Source organism: Microbacterium sp. ZXT2-5 (assembly GCF_055329545.1).
The window spans coordinates 222,053-238,176 of sequence record NZ_JBUZWD010000001.1 but is presented as its reverse complement, the minus strand read 5'-3'; the positions used below and the strand labels follow the sequence as shown (position 1 = coordinate 238,176).

Genomic DNA, 16,124 nt, shown 5'->3' with positions numbered 1-16,124 from the left:
ACTCGCCCCACGTCGCTGTGGGAGCACACGGCTTCACCAATCGTCCCATAGCGGTTTACCTGAATCAAGGGTTGATCGGCGGGTTTATGTGGAACCGGCTGAGTGTTCCCCCTCTGACCTGGAGGTTTCGCACAAACGCCTGACGTGTGGAAGAGGAGTCGACGGAGAATGCGGACAAACCTGTCCGGAAGGATCGCGGCGGTGCTCGTGGGTCTGGAGGGTCTCGGCATCGCGGCGCTGACCGTCGGGGAGATCGCGGCGATCGTCGGCGGCGACACCGGCTCGATCGAGAGCGCGATCGCGCTCGTCGTGCTCACCCTCGTCGGCGCCGTGGCGGTGCTGGCGTTCGCGGCCGCCATCTGGCGGGGGCAGTCGTGGGGGCGCTCCGGCGGCATCGTCACGCAGCTGCTGATCCTCGCCGTCGCGCTCGGCGCCGCGACCGGGGCCTTCGCGGTCCCCGGGCTCGCCCTGGCCCTCGCCGTGCCGGCCGTCGTGGTGCTGGTGCTGCTCGTGCTGGCCGTGCGGGATGCCGGACGCCAGGCGCGAGGCGCCGATGGAGCGGACGGCGACGCGCCGGGAGCGGCCTCGCGCTGATCCGCGATCGCGCCGATGCGCGTCGCGCTGATCCGGTCTCAGACTCCGAGCGTCGTCCGCAGGCGCGACACGTGCCCGGTGGCGCGCACGTTGTACAGCGCGTGCGCGATCCGGCCCTCCTCGTCGATGACGAACGTCGAGCGGATGACGCCCATGAACGTCTTGCCGTAGTTCACCTTCTCGCCCCACACCGCGTACTTCTCGTGCACCGCGTGGTCCGGGTCGCTCAGCAGGTCGTAGGTGAGGCCGTCGCGCTCGCGGAACCGCCGGAGCTTCTCGGGCTGGTCCCGCGAGACGCCGAGGACGGTGTAGCCGGCGGCCTGCAGCGGTGCGAGGCTGTCGCGGAAGTCGCACGCCTCCTTGGTGCAGCCGGGCGTCATCGCCTCGGGGTAGAAGAAGAGGATGACCCGGCCGCCGCGGAGGTCCTCGAGGTGCACGGCACGGTCGTCCTGGTCGACGAGGGTGAATGCGGGGGCGAGGGAGCCGGGTTCGAGGCGCGTCGTGGTCACCTGTCCACTCTAGGCGGCGGCCCGTCGTGCCTCAGGCGCCGGGCTCCTGCGCCTTCTTCGCGAACGTCTCCAGCAGCCGCTGCAGCGAATCGAGCCGCGCCGGGCCGCCGGGACCGAGTCGCCCCTCCTCGACCGCTTCGACGATCGCGCAGTCGGGGGCATCCCGGAGGTGCGTGCAGCCGCGAGGACACTCCTCGGCCACCTCGGCGAGGTCGGTGAAGGCGCGGAGGATGTTCGCCGGGTCGACGTGCCCGAGTCCGAACGAGCGCACCCCGGGGGTGTCGATGACCCAGCCGCTGCCGCTCTCGCCGCGGTAGCGCAGCGACACCGTGGAGCTGGAGGTGTGGCGCCCGCGCCCGGTCACGACGTTGACGTGCCCGGTGGCGCGCCGCGCATCGGGGACGAGCGCGTTCACGAGCGTGGACTTGCCCACGCCGGAATGCCCGACGAACACGGTCGAGTGGCCGGCCAGGGCCGCGCCGATCCGGTCCAGCGGCATCTCCTCCTTTCCGCTGGCGAACACCTCGAGGTCGAGGCCCTCGAAGTGGGCGAGGAACGCGGCCGGGTCGGCGAGGTCGGTCTTGGTGACGACGAGGAGAGGGCGGATGCCGGCATCCAGCGCGGCCACCAGGTAGCGGTCGACGAGCCGCGGGCGGGGTTCGGGGTCGGCGGCGGCGACGACCACGAGCATCTGGTCGGCGTTGGCGACGACGACGCGCTCGACCTGGTCGGTGTCGTCGGCGCTGCGCCGCAGCAGCGACGTGCGCTCTTCGATGCCCACGATGCGCGCCAGGGTGCCGTCGTCGCCCGACGCGTCGCCCACCACGCGCGCGCGGTCGCCCGTGACGATCGGGGTCTTGCGCAGCTCGCGCGCCCGGGTGGCGAGCACCGTGCGCTCGTCGGGCAGGTCCTCGTCGACGAGCACGGTGTACCTGCCGCGGTCCACGCCGAGCACGCGCGCGATCCGCGCGTCGCTGTGCGCCGGGCGCCGCTTGGTGCGCGGGCGGTTCGCCTTCGGGTTCGGGCGCACCCGCACGTCGGCCTCGTCGAACTCCGGCTCGTCGTCCTCGTCGAGGTCGTCGAGCCAGCTCATGCCGTCGTCCTGGGTCGGTTCACCGTGTCATCCCGATCGCTGTGCGGGCCATGCGCGCGCCGTCTCACGACGCGCGCATCGTCTCCTCCGGCCGGCCGCCGTCGGCGTGCCGGCCCTCGAGCATCCGCTGCCAGATGTGGGGGAACTCGGGCATCGTCTTGGCCGTCGTGCCGATGTCGTCGACCTCGACGCCCGGGACGGCGAGGCCGATGAGCGCTCCTGTGGTCGCCATGCGGTGGTCGTGGTACGCGTGCCAGGTGCCGCCGTGCAGCGGCCGCGGTGTGATGCGGATGCCGTCGGCGAGCTCCTCCGCCTCTCCGCCGAGGCGCCGCAGCTCGGACACGAGGGCCGCGATGCGATCGGTCTCATGGCCGCGGATGTGGCCGATCCCGTGCAGCGTGGACGGCGACTCCGCGAAGGCGGCGAGGCCGAAGATCGTCGGGGTGAGCTCGCCCGCGGCCGACAGGTCCAGATCGACGCCCTGGATGGCCGGGCCGGCGGTGACGGTCAGCGCGCCGCCGCGGCGGACGACGCGGGCACCCATGAGGGAGAGGATCTCGGTGAGCATCGCGCCGGGCTGCGTGGAGTGCGCCGGCCAGCCGGTGACCGACACCGAGCCGCCCGCGACCATCGCCGCCGCGAGGAACGGCGCCGCGTTGGAGAGGTCGGGCTCGATCGCCACGTCCTTGCCGCGGATCGGGCCCGCGGGCACGATCCACTCGCCCACGCCGGGGCGCTCGACGTGCACGCCGCGATGCCCGAGCGCCTCGACCGTCATGTCGATGTGGGGGATGCTGGGCAGGCGGCTGCCGGAGTGCTTGAGCTGGAGGCCGACGTCGAACCGGGGCGCGGCCAGCAGCAGCCCCGAGACGAACTGACTGGACGCGCCGGCGTCGATCGTCACCTCGCCGCCGCGCACGTGACCGTGCCCGCGCACGATGAAGGGCAGGGCCCAGCGTCCGCCGTCGTCGATGTCGACGCCGACGTCGCGCAGTGCGGTGATCATCGCCCCCATCGGCCGGTGCAGCGCGCTCTCGTGCGCGGTGAGGGTCACGTCGCCGCGCCCGAAGCCGGCGAGGCCGGCGACGAACCGCATGACGGTGCCCGCCTGCCCGCAGTCCACCTCGGTGTCGCCGCGGAGCGGCCACACGGGCGTCACCTCGATGTCGGGGCCGTACATGCCCGTGCCCTCGACGCGCTCGATGCCGACGCCGAGCGAGCGCAGCGCGTCGATCATCCGGGCGGAGTCGTCGGAGTGCAGCGGTGCGATCAGCCGGCTCGGCGCGTCGGCGAGCGAGGCCAGCACGAGCTCGCGATTGGTCAGCGACTTGGACCCGGGAACGGTCACCGTCGCGTGCAGCGGACCGTCCGCGACGGGGGCACGCCAGTGGCCGCGCTCGATCGGCGCGGAGGTGGGGGAATACCCGTCGACTGTCATCGGGTTCTACCCTACTGAACGGCTTCTGATCCGCCGCGTAATGCGGGGCCAGCCGTCGTGAGTCCACCCACCGAGCGGAGCCGGATGTTCGCCACTCTCGACCGCCTCGACATCGAGGCACCCTCACCCGACGTCTCGGGCGGGCCGCAACCCGCCACCGTAGACTGGCGCGTGATGAGCGACTCGATCGACCACGCCGGTCAGACCGACCAGGTGCAGGACCCGCGCGCGCAGTTCGAAGAGCAGGCGCTGCCCTTCATGGACCAGCTGTACGCGGCGGCCATGCGCATGACACGCAACCCCGCGGATGCCGCCGACCTGGTGCAGGAGACCTTCGTCAAGGCGTTCGCGTCGTGGAAGACCTTCACCCAGGGCACCAACCTCAAGGCGTGGCTCTACCGCATCCTCACCAACACGTACATCAACACCTATCGCAAGAAGCAGCGCGAGCCCTACCAGGGCACGATCGACGAGCTCGAGGACTGGCAGCTCGGCGGCGCCGAGTCGACCACCGCGACGAGCACCCGCTCCGCCGAGGCGGAGGCGATCGACCGCATGCCGGCCTCGGTCGTCAAGGACGCGCTGCAGTCCATCCCGGAGGACTTCCGGCTGGCGGTGTACCTCGCAGACGTCGAGGGCTTCGCCTACCAGGAGATCGCCGACATCATGAAGACCCCGATCGGCACGGTCATGAGCCGCCTGCACCGCGGCAGGCGCATGCTTCGTGAGCTGCTGGCCGACTACGCAACAGAGCGCGGCATCACCACCGCCGCCACAAGGAGCACGAAATGACCGACTGCGGCTGCGAGAAGGCGCGGCGCGACCTCGAGGAGTACCTGCGCAACGAGGTCTGCAAGACCGAGCACAGCGACATCGCCGAGCACCTGGAGCACTGCGCGGGATGCCGCGACGAGGCGCTGGTCGCGCGCACGCTGACCGAGGTGGTCGCACGCGCCTGCAAGGAGACGGCTCCCGAGGAGCTGCGTGACCAGGTGCTGGCCCGGCTGCGGGCGGTCCAGGCCGCGCACTGACGGACGGCGCGAGCAGTTCTCACCCGAGGTCCGGTCAGGAGGCTGGTGCGGGCGTGAAGACCGTGAGCGCCGCCGGCACGACATCCACCGACAGCGGAAGAGCGCCGATCGGGTCGCCGTCCGCGTACGCGGTGACACCGGGCGACGACAGGCGCACCGACCTCGCGCGGCGTACCGAGACCTCGGGCACCGTGGTGTGCGTGCCGCGATACACGCGCGGCAGGAGCCGGAGCAGGCGCAGCCGTCCGGCGGGCCGCACCAGCAGGACGTCGAGCAGACCGTCGGCGGGATCGGCGTCCGGGCAGATCGGGATGCCGCTGCCGTAGGTGCGACCGTTGCCGACGGTCGCCATCACGAGGTCGCCGCGGATCTGCTCGCGGGTGCCGTCGGCGAGTTCGACGTCGACCTCGTACGGGATGCCGGCGAGGGTGAGGAACTCGACGAGGATCGCGATGTCGTAGCGCGAGCCGCCTCTGGGCCAGCGCATCGCGTTGGCGCGGTCGTTGACCTTGGAGTCGAAGCCGCTTGCCAGGACCGTCCCGAAGTACTGCGTCGATCCGTCGCCGCGGGTCACGCGCGCGAGATCCACCCGCCGCGTGAGGCCACCGGCGATCGCGTCGGCGGCCGCCCGCGCGTCGAGCTCGCGCAGCCCGAGCATCGCCGCGAAGTCGTTGCCCGTGCCCGAGGGCACGATGCCGAGCGGGACGCCGGTGCCGGCCACCTCCTGGATGGCGAGGTTGACGGTCCCGTCGCCCCCGACGACGGCGACCGCGTCGACGCCGGCGTCCAGGGCCGCCCGCAGCAGGGCGGATGACTCGGCGGCGCTGCCGCCGCTCAGGACCGTCGTCTGCACCCCGTGCGTGCGGAGGCGCTCGGCGGCGGTGCTCGTCGCGCCGGTGTGCGCGCCGGCGCGGGCCGCCGGGTTGACCAGGAGCGCGACCCTCATGCGCCGGTGTCGCTGCGCGGGGCGACGAGCGCGCCCGGGTTCATGATGCCGCGGGGGTCCAGTACGGCCTTGACGGCGCGCAGCAGCTCGACGCCGAGCGGGCCGATCTCCGTCGCGAGGTAGGGGCGATGGTCCCGGCCGACGGCGTGATGGTGCGTGATGGTGCCGTTGCCGTCGCCGATCGCCCGGGATGCGGCATCCTTCGCCGTCTTCCACTGCGCCTGGGGATCCTCGCCGAGCGCGGCGATGACGGTGAGGTAGAGCGACGCACCCGCCGGGTACACGTGCGAGATGTGGCACAGCACGACCGGCTTGGTGCCCGAGGCGGTGAGGCTCGCGGTCAGGGCATCGGTCACCGCCTGCTTGAGCGCCGGCAGGTTCGCCCACGTCGTCGCCGTCTCGAGCGTCTCGGCCAGCACGCCGGTGTCCATGAGCGTGTCGCGCAGCGCGGGGGAGGAGAAGCGCCCGCGCTCCCATGAGCGGGCCGGATCCTCGCCGCGCGAGGTCGCACCGTGAGCGGCGAAGACCGTGTCCAGCGCATCGCGCGCGGCTTCCGCCTCTTCGAGGGTCGCCCCCTCGAACGTGGCGATGGCGAGGCATCCGCGCATCCGGGTGAGGTGCCCGCCCATCGCCGCGTTCACGCGCGTCTCGGTCTCATCGCTCAGCCGCAGCACGGTGGGTCGGATGCCGCGCTGCGTGGCTTCGCGGAGCGCCGCCGTCCCCGTCGCGAAGTCGGGGAACGACCACGCCCGGTACGCCGTGGCCCCCGGAAGCGGGCGGATGCGCACGGTGACCTCGGTGAGCACCCCGAAGGCCCCTTCGGATCCGAGGAAGAGCTCCCGCAGATCGGGACCGGCGGCGCTCGCCGGAGAGCGGCCCAGGTCGAGGTCGCCCGCCGGCGTCGCGATCCGCAGGGCGTGCACGAGATCGTCGAAGCGGCCGTAGCCGCGCGAGGCCTGACCGCTCGACCGCGTCGCCGCGAACCCGCCGAGCGAGGCGTACGGGAAGCTCTGCGGGAAGTGGCCGAGCGTGAAGCCGCGGGCACCGAGCAGCTCCTCCGCCTGCGGACCCGTGGTGCCCGCGCCGAAGGAGGCCAGCAGCGACACCTCGTCGAGAGCGAGGAGGGCGGCGGTGCGGGAGAGGTCGAGCGCGATGACGGCGGCGTGCTCGCCGCGCTCCGGCTCGACGCCTCCGACGACCGACGTGCCTCCGCCGAACGGGACGACGGCGATGCCGCGGTCGTCGGCCACTCTCAGCACCGCGGCGATCTGGTCGTGATCGGCGGGGGATACGACGGCGTCGGGCGCGTTCTGCAGTCCGTCCATCCGGCGGTGGAGGAGGTCGGGTGTGCTCTTGCCGCCCAGGTGCAGCAGCCGCACGGCGTCGGCGCGCGACGCGTGATGCGCCCCCACCACGTCCGCGAGCGCGCCGAGGTCGGCGTCGGAGATGAGGGACGGGGTCAGCTCGGGGACCTGCCGACGGGGGACGGGGTGCGCCTTGCCGGGGAGCAGCGTCGCCACGATCGCCTTCGCCGCCGCGGGGAGCCGGGCGGGTTCGGAACCCCACGCGTCCCAGTCGCCGCGGGGGCGGGGCGCCGGACGGGCGATCGGGCTCGCGGGGGTCGCGGAGTCGGTGTGCGCCGTCGCAGCCATGGCGACAGTATGACACATTCTGTATGGTTGTCACATGGCCGACGGAGTGTCCGACACCGAGAGCGCGATCCTCGACGCCGCGCTGGCGGAAGTGCTGGAACACGGGATCCGGCGGACGACGGCATCCGACATCGCCCGCCGCTGCGGGATCTCCCGTCAGACGCTCTACCGGTACTGGCCCGACGCCCAGGCGGTGTTCGCGGCGCTCGTGACCCGGGAGCTGCTGGCCGCACAGCCCGGCGGCCAGGAGCAGGCCGATGATCTCGAGGCTCTCGTGGCCCTGCTCGTCGGGACCGCCGACCGCGTCCGCCGGCTGCCGCTGGTGGACCGCCTGCGCGACACCGATCCCGAGCTGTTCGCGCGCTACATCCTCGACCGGCTCGGCACGAGCCAGCGCGCCATCCACGGCGAGACCGCGCGGCGCCTCGCCGACGGGCAGCGCCGCGGGTTCGTGCGCGACGGAGACCCGGATGGGCTGGCTGCGATGGTGCTCCTCATCGCGCAGTCCGCCGTGCAGTCGGCGCCGCTGGTGGCCGAGTGGCTTCCCGACGAGGCGTGGCGCACCGAGCTCGCGCACGCGGTGCACGGCTACCTCTCGCCCCGGGGTGCGCGATGACGCCGCTCATCCTCGGCCGAACGCCCTCCCCCTCGGCGCTCACGGCATCGCGCCGCGCGAAGGAGCTCGACGCGCTCTCCGGGAGTCGCGAGATCGACGTCCTGGTGATCGGCGGCGGCATCACCGGTGCCGGCATCGCCCTGGATGCCGCGAGCCGAGGGCTTCGCACGGTGCTGGTCGAGCGCGGTGACCTCGCCCACGGCACCAGCCGCTGGAGCTCGAAGCTCGTGCACGGGGGCCTCAGATACCTCGCGTCCGGTCAGATCGGCATCGCGCGCGAGAGCGCGCTGGAGCGGCACATCCTCATGACGCGGACCGCTCCCCACCTCACGCGCGCCCTCGCGCAGGTGGTGCCGCTGCACGAGCCGGGGCACCTTGCGCGCGGCGCCTACCTCGGACTCGGCTACGAACTCGGCAACGGGCTGCGGCGGACGGTCGGCACGCCGGGCGCCCTGCTGCCCGGGCCGGGAGCGATCGGGCCGGGGACGACGCGGCGACTGGCACCCGCGGTCCGCGCCGATGGACTTCGCGGCGGCGTGCGCGGCTGGGACGGCCAGCTCATCGATGACGCACGGCTGGTCGTGGCGGTGGCGCGGACGGCCGCCGGGTACGGCGCATCCGTCCTCACCCGCGTCGAGGCGACCTCGGCGACCGGCGGCGACGCCCGCCTCCGCGACCTCGTGACCGGCACGGAGCTGACCCTGCGCGCGCGGGCCGTGGTGAGCGCGACCGGCGTGTGGGCGGGCGGGCTCGACCCCGACGTGCGCCTGCGGCCCAGTCGTGGCACGCACCTCGTGGTGTCGACCGAGCGCCTGGGCGGCTCGGACGTCTCGCTCACGGTGCCCATCCCGGGCTCGACGAGCCGCTTCGTGTTCACGCTGCCCGCACCGCACGGACGCACCTACATCGGTCTCACCGACGTCCCGGTGGACGGGCCGGTTCCCGAGATCGCACACGCCACCGACGCGGAGATCGAGATGCTCCTCGGCACGGTCAACACCGTCCTGGCCGACCCGCTCGAGCGCACCGACGTCCTCGCGACGTTCGCGGGGCTGCGACCGCTTCTGGCAGGCGAGCCCGGCGACACCAGCGACCTCTCGCGCCGGCACGCCATCATCGAGTCCGCGACGGGGATGCTGAGCATCGTCGGCGGCAAGCTCACCACGTACCGGCGCATGGCCGAGGACGCCGTCGACGCCGTCATCCGGCGTGACCCGTCCCTCCCCGCGCGGCCCTCGCGGACCGCTGCGATCCCTCTCGTCGGCGCGTGGCCGCGGCATCGGCTGGCGGAGATCGCGGCGCCGGCGCGCCTCGTGCGGCGGTATGGCGCCGAGGCGCCGTATGCGGCCGCGCTCCCGGACGGCCCCGGCGCGGCGCGCGGGGTGACGGCCCAGGAACTCCAATGGGGCGTCATGGTCGAGGGCGCGATGAGCGTCGACGACCTGCTCGACCGACGCACGCGCCTGGGGCTCGTCGCGTCTGACCGGATCGAGTCGACGGATGCCGCAGCCGCCGCGTTCGCCCGCGCCGGCGTCGACCCGCTCTGACGGCACGCAGTCCGGCCCTGGACTCCCACAGTGGGGCGTGTCCAGGGCCGGTCGGCGCAGCCGGCCTCAGAGCGTCAGCGCCTTCTGCATGATCTTCGCCTGCTCGGCGGCGTGCACCTTCGGCGACCCGGTCGCCGTCGAGGCGGCGGACGAGCGGGAGACGCGGCTGATGGTGCGACCGCCGAGGTGCTTCACCAGCTCCAGCGCGATGAACGGCCACGCGCCCTGGTTCTCGGGCTCGTCCTGCACCCACACCAGCTCGGCGTCCGGGTAGGAGTCGATGACGGCGTTCAGCTCGGTGACGGGAGCGGGGTAGAACTGCTCGAGGCGCACGAGCGCGATCTCCGGATTGGGGTTCTTCTCGAGCTCCGCCCGCAGGTCCCAGTGGATCTTGCCGGCGTGCAGCAGCACCCGCTTCACGGCCGACTTGTCGATCCCGCGCTCGTCGTCCAGCACGGGCTCGAAGCGGCCGGTCAGGAAGTCGTCGACCGGGCTCGTCGCACCCCGCAGGCGCAGCATGGCCTTCGGCGTGAACACGACCAGCGGACGACGCGGGCGCGCGTACGCCTGGCGCCGCAGCAGGTGGAAGTACGAGGCCGGGGTCGACGGGCGGGCAACGGTCATGTTGTCCTGCGCGCACATCTGGAGGTAGCGCTCGATGCGCGCGGACGAGTGGTCGGGGCCCTGGCCCTCGTAGCCGTGGGGGAGCAGCAGCACGACGCTCGACTGCTGGCCCCACTTCTGCTCGGCCGAGGAGATGAACTCGTCGATCACCGACTGCGCCCCGTTGGCGAAGTCTCCGAACTGGGCCTCCCACAGCACGAGCGAGTCGGCGCGCTCCACGGAGTACCCGTACTCGAACGCCATCGCCGCGTACTCGCTGAGGAACGAGTCGTAGACGTAGAACTTGCCCTGGTCGCCCGAAAGATTGGCGAGCGGGATCCACTCCTGCCCGTTGGCCCGGTCGTGCAGGACGGCGTGGCGCTGCACGAACGTGCCGCGGCGGGAGTCCTGGCCGGCCAGGCGCACGTTCGTCTTCTCCAGCAGGAGCGACCCGAAGGCCAGCAGCTCGCCGAAGCCCCAGTCGATCGAGCCGTTGCGGCTCATGTCGAGCCGCTTGTCGAGCAGCTGCTGGAGCTTGTTGTGGACGGTGAAGCCCTCCGGCTTGTTGACGAACGTGTCGCCGATGAGGTTCACGATCTCGCGCGCGACCCCGGTCGTCTCCGGCTCGCCGGCGACGGCGACGGTGACCTCATCGGGGACGACGACGGGCGAGGAGCCGGTCTCCGCGGCGTGCGTCTCGGCGAAGGCGACCTCGAGGCGGCTCTGGAAGTCCTGCTTGGCCTTCTCGTACTCCTCCTCGGTGATGTCGCCGCGGCCGACGAGGGCCTCGGTGTACAGCCGGCGGACCGAGCGCTTCGCCTCGATGAGGTTCGTCATGAGCGGCTGCGTCATCGACGGGTCGTCGCCCTCGTTGTGACCGCGGCGGCGGTAGCAGACGAGGTCGATGACGACATCACGGTGGAACCGCTCGCGGTAGGCGAAGGCCAGCTGCGCGACCCGGGTGACGCCCTCGGGGTCGTCGCCGTTCACGTGGAAGATCGGCGCCTGGATCGTCTTGGCGACGTCGGTGGCGTAGACCGAGGTGCGGGCGTCGACCGGGGTGGTGGTGAAGCCGACCTGGTTGTTCACCACGACGTGCACGGTGCCGCCGGTGCGGTAGGCGCGCAGCTGGGACATCTGCAGGGTCTCGACCACGACGCCCTGGCCGGCGAAGGCCGCATCGCCGTGGACCAGGATCGGGAGCCAGGTGAAGCTGCCGATGGGCTTGCGGTCCTGCTTGGCCCGCACGATGCCTTCCAGCACGCCGTCGACGGTCTCGAGGTGCGACGGGTTGGCGGCGAGGTAGACGGGGAGCTCCGCCTGGTTGTCGGCGACGAAGGTGCCCTCGGTGCCGAGGTGGTACTTCACGTCGCCCGAGCCGCTCTTGGACCCGATGGCGACCGAGCCCTCGAACTCGCGGAACACCTGCCCGTAGGTCTTGCCGGCGATGTTGGTCAGGACGTTCAGGCGGCCGCGGTGGGCCATGCCGATCGCGGCGCCGTCCAGGCCCGCCTCGGCGGCGCCCTGGAGGATCTCGTCCAGGAGCGGGATCAGCGACTCGCCGCCCTCGAGGCTGAAGCGCTTCTGCCCGACGTACTTGGTCTGCAGGAACGTCTCGAACGCCTCGGCCTGGTTGAGCTTGTCGAGGATGCGCAGCTGCTCGTCGTGGCCCGGCTTCTGGTACTTGACCTCGACGTTCTGCTGGAACCACGCGCGCTGCACCGGGTCCTGGATGTGCATGTACTCGATGCCGATCGTGCGGCAGTACGAGTCGCGGAGCACGCCCAGGATGTCGCGCAGCTTCATCTGGCGCTTGCCGCCGAAGCCGCCCGTGACGAACTCGCGGTCGAGGTCCCAGAAGGTCAGTCCGTGGCTCTCGATCTCGAGGTCGGGGTGGGTGCGCTGGACGTACTCGAGCGGGTCGATGTCGGCCATCAGGTGACCGCGCACGCGGAAGGAGTTGATGAGCTCCTGGACGCGCGCCTGCTTGTCGACGCGCTCGGCGAGGTCGACGTTGATGTCGGGCGCCCAGTGGATCGGCGCATAGGGGATGCGCAGCGCCGAGAAGATGTCCTCGTAGAAGCCGCGCTGCCCGATGAGCAGCTCGTGCACCTTCTTGAGGAACTCGCCCGACCCGGCGCCCTGGATCACGCGGTGGTCGTAGGTGCTCGTGAGCGTGATCGTCTTGCCGATCGCGAGCTCGTTGAGCGTCTTGTCGCTCGCGCCCTGGAACTCGGCGGGGTACTCGAGGGCGCCGGCGCCCACGATGCAGCCCTGACCCTTCATCAGGCGCGGCACGGAGTGGACCGTGCCGATGCCGCCGGGGTTGGTCAGCGAGATCGTCGTCCCCTGGAAGTCGGCCGCGGTCAGCTTGTTGCCGCGAGCACGGCCGACCAGGTCCTCGTACGTGGTCAGGTACTCGTTGAACGAGAGCTGCTCGGCGCGCTTGATGCTGGGCACGAGCAGGGCACGGCTGCCGTCGGGACGGGGGAGGTCGATCGCGATGCCGAGGTTGATGTGCGCCGGCGCCACCACGGAGGGCTTGCCGTCGACCTCGGCGTAGAAGACGTTCTGGCTCGGGAACTCCTTGAGCGTCTGGATGATCGCCCAGCCGATGAGGTGGGTGAAGCTCACCTTGCCGCCGCGCGTGCGGGCCATGTGGTTGTTGATGACGATGCGGTTGTCGATCATCAGCTTCGCCGGGACGGTGCGCACGCTGGTGGCCGTGGGCACCGTGAGCGACTCGTCCATGTTCGCCGCAAGCGTCTTGGGCAGGCCCTTCAGCGCCGTGACGACGTCGGCCTCGGCCTCGCCGTCCGCCGACGACGGCTGCGCCTTGGGCGCCTGCGCCGGAATCGGCTGCGGGGCGGCGGGCCTCGCCGTCGTGCGCGCCACCGGCTGGTTGCCGATGACGGGGATGGGCGCCGTCACCGGGCGGGGCTCCGCCGCCGGCTGCGCCGCCGCGGGAGCGGCGGCAGGCGCCGGTGCCGCGGGCGCCGGAGCAGCAGCGGCCGCGGGTGCCGTGGCCGCCGTGGCCTGCGCGGGTGCGGCCGGCGCCGCAGCGGGGGCCGTCGGTGCCGCGCCGTCGGCGGGGTGGTAGGCCTCGAGAACGGGCCACCATGCCTTGTCGACGGAGTTCCGGTCGATCTTGAACTGTTCGTACAGCTCCTCGACGAGCCACTCGTTGGCTCCGAACTCACCCTCGTTCGAAACCCCGACGCCCGTCACCTGGCTCGACACGCTGAATCGCCTGCTTTCATCGGTGAAGTTCTGGGATACGCGTGGGGCTCAGAGCCGGCGCACGCGTGGGGTTAAGCCTAGCCCAGTCCGCGGGGGCGGTCCCGGTCCCCGCCCGTGCGGAAGCCGAAAGAATCCGAACGATTACCCGCACAGGAAGTGTCACTACCCTTGGCGGTCATGGAGTTCTACGGCGAAGCCCCCGACGTCGACCTGACCTATTCCGACGTCTTCCTCGTCCCGCGCCGGTCCGCCGTCGCCAGCAGGCTCGACGTCGACCTCGCACCCCACGACGGGACGACCGCGACGATCCCGCTCGTCTCGTCCAACATGAACTCCGTCACCGGTGCGCGCCTGGCCGCCACGCTCGCGCGGCGGGGCGGACTCGGCGTGCTCCCGCAGGACATGCCGCTGCAGGAGCTGGACGCCGCGATCCGCTGGGTCAAGGCGCAGCCCGTCACCTGGGACACGCCGCTGGTCCTCCCGCCGGACGCGACCGTCGCCGACGCCGCGCGGCTGCTCCCGCCCACCGACGGGCACGGCATCGTGGTGGCAGAGGTCGCGGCCGGCCGGATCGACGCCGACGACGTCCTCGGCATCGTGCCGGCGGCGCGCCTGGGCACCGCGCTGCCCGATGCGCGTCTCGGCGACCTCGCGCGCGGGCGCGCCGCGTCCGTCGACGCCGATGACATCGAGAGCGCCCGCCACGCGTTCGACGTGATCGTCGCCGCGGACGCCGAGCTGGTGGCGGTCCTGCACCACGGACACCTCGTCGGCACGCTGTCGCGCCGCAGCGCCCTGCGCTCGACGCTCTACCGCCCGGCCGTGGACGCCTCCGGCCGCCTGATCGTCGCTGCAGCGGTCGGCATCAACGGAGACGTCGCGGCCAAGGCGCGAGCCCTGGCCGGCGCCGGCGTCGACGTCCTCGTGCTCGACACCGCCCACGGCCATCAGGAGGGGATGCTGCAGGCGCTGCGCACCGTCGCCGACCTCGACCTCGGCCTGCCGATCGCGGCGGGGAACATCGTCACCGCCGAGGGCGTCCACGACCTCGTGACCGCCGGCGCCACGATCCTGAAGGTCGGGGTGGGCCCGGGTGCCATGTGCACGACGCGGATGATGACCGCCGTCGGCCGCCCGCAGTTCTCGGCGGTCCTCGAGACGGCCGAGGCCGCCCGCATGTTGGGCGCGCACGTGTGGGCCGACGGCGGTGTGCGCTACCCCCGCGACGTCGCGCTGGCGCTCGCGGCGGGCGCGGCATCCGTCATGATCGGCTCGTGGTTCGCGGGCACCATCGAGGCGCCCGGCGAGCTTCAGGTCGATGAGGCCGGCCGCGCCTTCAAGGAGTCGTGGGGCATGGCGTCGACCAAGGCCGTGCATGAGCGCTTCGGACGCCTCGACCCGTACGAGCTGGCCCGCAAGGAGCTCTTCGCGGAGGGCATCTCGTCGTCGCGCATCTACCTGGACCCGCTGCGCCCGGGCCTGGAGGACCTGCTCGACATGATCACCTCGGGAGTGCGGTCGTCCTTCACCTACGCCGGCGCGGCGACGGTGGCGCAGTTCCACGACCGCGCGCGGGTGGGACTGCAGTCGGCGGCGGGGTACGAGGAGGGCAAGGCGCTTCCCGTCAGCTGGTGAGGGATGACGGATGCCGCGGCCTGCGGCATCCGTCCCGGCCTCAGCGTTCGCCGCTGCTCCCGCCGGTGTGCGCCGGCTCGTCGTCGTCTTCGTCCGCGTGCTGCAGGCGGATGCGCCTGCCCTCCTCGACGTCCTTCTTCTCCTTCTGCGCGGCCTTGTCGCTCTTGCGGGTGTCGCGGGGCGGCAGCTGGATGTCCTCCTCCGCCTCGATCCCGGCCTGCAGCTGGCGCCCGCGTTCGAGCTCGGCATCGAACTCGGCTCCGAACAGCAGCGCGATGTTGGCGATCCACAGCCACAGCAGGAAGACGATCACCCCCGCGAGCGAGCCGTACGTGCGGTCGTAGTTTGAGAAGTTCCCCACGTAGATGCCGAACGCCACCGACGCCAGCACGAGGGTGAGGATCGCCAGCAGCGACCCCATGCTGATCCAGCGGAACTTCGGCTGCTTCGCGTTGGGCGTCGCGTAGTAGAGGATCGCCACCATGAGCACGACGATGAGTGCGAGCACCGGCCACTTCACGATCGACCACACCGTGGTGGCCACCTCGCCGAGGCCCAGCGCCGAGCCCACCGCATCGGCCACGGGGCCGGAGACGACGAGGATCACGAGCGCGACCACGATGAGCGCCACCCCGATGACCGTGACCAGCAGCTGGGCCGGCTTCAGCTTCCAGAAGGGCCGGCCCTCCGGGATCTCGTAGATCCGGTTCATCGCGCGGCTGAACGCCCCGACGTAGCCCGATGCCGACCAGATCGCCAGCAGGAGGCCGAGCACGAGGCCCCATCCGGCGGCGGGGGACTCGGCCGCCTGCTCGAGCGGGCCGCGCAGCGCGTCGGCCGCCTCGGGCGACACGCTCTCGACCACGCCGATGATCGCGCCGGTCGCCTCACCGCTGCCGGCGAGGAGCCCGAAGACCGAGAAGACGGCGACGAGCCCGGGGAAGATCGCCAGGACCGAGTAGAACGTCAGCGCGGCGGCGATGTCGGTGCACTCGTCGGCCGAGAACTCCCTGGCCGTCTTGACGAAGACGTACTTCCAGGAGCGCTTCTCGATCTCGCGGGGCGTGTCGGGCTTGTCGGGGTGCTCGGGTGACGGAGCGTTGCGGGGGTCCGTCTGCCGGTCGGCGCTCGTGTCGGTCATCCCCACAGCCTGCGCAGTCCCGCCCCCGGTCGCGGAGGGGGTTGACACCGGCGCCCGCCGACCGCAGGGCCCCTTCGTC

Annotated in this window: 13 protein-coding genes; 6 read left to right on the top strand and 7 right to left on the bottom strand. The window is 72.1% G+C overall.

What is annotated here, in order from left to right; all coding sequences use genetic code 11:
• Nucleotides 1-201 precede the first annotated feature (201 nt).
• Nucleotides 202-594, top strand: a complete 393-nt coding sequence (locus ACZBH1_RS01125; protein ID WP_336398511.1) for a histidine kinase — start codon at nt 202-204, stop codon at nt 592-594.
• 38 nt (nt 595-632) lie between these two features.
• Here ACZBH1_RS01125 and bcp read toward each other — a convergent pair whose 3' ends face one another.
• The 3 genes from bcp to aroA form a co-directional block, all read right to left on the bottom strand.
• Nucleotides 633-1,103, bottom strand: a complete 471-nt coding sequence (gene bcp / locus ACZBH1_RS01120) for a thioredoxin-dependent thiol peroxidase (protein ID WP_336398512.1) — start codon at nt 1,101-1,103, stop codon at nt 633-635.
• A gap of 31 nt (nt 1,104-1,134) precedes the next feature.
• Nucleotides 1,135-2,196 carry a ribosome small subunit-dependent GTPase A gene (gene rsgA, locus ACZBH1_RS01115; RefSeq protein WP_336398513.1) on the bottom strand — a complete coding sequence of 354 codons (1,062 nt, stop codon included), beginning with the start codon at nt 2,194-2,196 and terminating at the stop codon, nt 1,135-1,137.
• A 64-nt stretch (nt 2,197-2,260) separates the two neighbouring features.
• Nucleotides 2,261-3,634, bottom strand: coding sequence for a 3-phosphoshikimate 1-carboxyvinyltransferase (aroA, locus tag ACZBH1_RS01110; RefSeq protein ID WP_336398514.1), 1,374 nt, complete (start codon nt 3,632-3,634; stop codon nt 2,261-2,263).
• Between the two features lie 84 nt (nt 3,635-3,718).
• On the opposite strand from aroA, the gene ACZBH1_RS01105 reads away from it, so the two are divergent.
• Both ACZBH1_RS01105 and ACZBH1_RS01100 read left to right on the top strand, forming a co-directional pair.
• The gene (locus tag ACZBH1_RS01105) at nt 3,719-4,426 is read left to right on the top strand and encodes a sigma-70 family RNA polymerase sigma factor (protein WP_378882618.1); all 708 of its coding nucleotides are present in this window, start codon (nt 3,719-3,721) and stop codon (nt 4,424-4,426) included.
• On the top strand, nt 4,423-4,665 hold the full coding sequence (locus ACZBH1_RS01100; RefSeq protein ID WP_194397840.1) for a zf-HC2 domain-containing protein: 243 nt from the start codon (nt 4,423-4,425) through the stop codon (nt 4,663-4,665). Before ACZBH1_RS01105 ends, ACZBH1_RS01100 begins: the two co-directional genes overlap by 4 nt.
• Before the next feature lie 34 nt (nt 4,666-4,699).
• On the opposite strand, the gene ACZBH1_RS01095 is transcribed toward ACZBH1_RS01100, so the two are convergent.
• A complete protein-coding gene (locus tag ACZBH1_RS01095; protein WP_463645233.1) occupies nt 4,700-5,611 on the bottom strand; it encodes a diacylglycerol kinase in 912 nt (303 codons plus the stop codon).
• Entirely contained in the window at nt 5,608-7,263 is a 1,656-nt protein-coding gene (locus ACZBH1_RS01090; protein WP_463645231.1) for an FAD-binding oxidoreductase, read from the bottom strand. Before ACZBH1_RS01090 ends, ACZBH1_RS01095 begins: the two co-directional genes overlap by 4 nt.
• A gap of 34 nt (nt 7,264-7,297) precedes the next feature.
• Between ACZBH1_RS01090 and ACZBH1_RS01085 the strand changes: the two genes are divergently transcribed.
• The gene (locus ACZBH1_RS01085) at nt 7,298-7,879 is read left to right on the top strand and encodes a TetR/AcrR family transcriptional regulator (RefSeq protein ID WP_378882628.1); all 582 of its coding nucleotides are present in this window, start codon (nt 7,298-7,300) and stop codon (nt 7,877-7,879) included.
• On the top strand, nt 7,876-9,426 hold the full coding sequence (locus tag ACZBH1_RS01080; protein WP_463645230.1) for a glycerol-3-phosphate dehydrogenase/oxidase: 1,551 nt from the start codon (nt 7,876-7,878) through the stop codon (nt 9,424-9,426). Before ACZBH1_RS01085 ends, ACZBH1_RS01080 begins: the two co-directional genes overlap by 4 nt.
• Nucleotides 9,427-9,492: 66 nt before the next feature.
• On the opposite strand, the gene ACZBH1_RS01075 is transcribed toward ACZBH1_RS01080, so the two are convergent.
• Nucleotides 9,493-13,269: a multifunctional oxoglutarate decarboxylase/oxoglutarate dehydrogenase thiamine pyrophosphate-binding subunit/dihydrolipoyllysine-residue succinyltransferase subunit gene (locus ACZBH1_RS01075; RefSeq protein WP_463645229.1), complete on the bottom strand. Its 3,777-nt coding sequence runs from the start codon at nt 13,267-13,269 to the stop codon at nt 9,493-9,495.
• Between the two features lie 177 nt (nt 13,270-13,446).
• On the opposite strand from ACZBH1_RS01075, the gene guaB1 reads away from it, so the two are divergent.
• Entirely contained in the window at nt 13,447-14,904 is a 1,458-nt protein-coding gene (guaB1, locus tag ACZBH1_RS01070) for a GMP reductase (protein WP_336398521.1), read from the top strand.
• 40 nt (nt 14,905-14,944) lie between these two features.
• Here the strand turns inward: guaB1 and ACZBH1_RS01065 are convergent, their stop codons facing one another.
• Nucleotides 14,945-16,045: a YihY/virulence factor BrkB family protein gene (locus tag ACZBH1_RS01065; RefSeq protein ID WP_463645228.1), complete on the bottom strand. Its 1,101-nt coding sequence runs from the start codon at nt 16,043-16,045 to the stop codon at nt 14,945-14,947.
• Nucleotides 16,046-16,124: the final 79 nt, after the last annotated feature.

Bases quoted from the DNA above. Each gene is read 5' to 3' on its own strand.
- ACZBH1_RS01105 (WP_378882618.1), top strand. From the start codon at position 3,719: ATGTTCGCCACTCTCGACCGCCTCGACATCGAGGCACCCTCACCCGAC.
- ACZBH1_RS01080 (WP_463645230.1), top strand. From the start codon at position 7,876: ATGACGCCGCTCATCCTCGGCCGAACGCCCTCCCCCTCGGCGCTCACG.
- ACZBH1_RS01065 (WP_463645228.1), bottom strand. From the start codon at position 16,045: ATGACCGACACGAGCGCCGACCGGCAGACGGACCCCCGCAACGCTCCG.
- rsgA (WP_336398513.1), bottom strand. From the start codon at position 2,196: ATGAGCTGGCTCGACGACCTCGACGAGGACGACGAGCCGGAGTTCGAC.
- aroA (WP_336398514.1), bottom strand. From the start codon at position 3,634: ATGACAGTCGACGGGTATTCCCCCACCTCCGCGCCGATCGAGCGCGGC.
- ACZBH1_RS01090 (WP_463645231.1), bottom strand. From the start codon at position 7,263: ATGGCTGCGACGGCGCACACCGACTCCGCGACCCCCGCGAGCCCGATC.
- ACZBH1_RS01085 (WP_378882628.1), top strand. From the start codon at position 7,298: ATGGCCGACGGAGTGTCCGACACCGAGAGCGCGATCCTCGACGCCGCG.
- guaB1 (WP_336398521.1), top strand. From the start codon at position 13,447: ATGGAGTTCTACGGCGAAGCCCCCGACGTCGACCTGACCTATTCCGAC.
- ACZBH1_RS01095 (WP_463645233.1), bottom strand. From the start codon at position 5,611: ATGAGGGTCGCGCTCCTGGTCAACCCGGCGGCCCGCGCCGGCGCGCAC.
- ACZBH1_RS01100 (WP_194397840.1), top strand. From the start codon at position 4,423: ATGACCGACTGCGGCTGCGAGAAGGCGCGGCGCGACCTCGAGGAGTAC.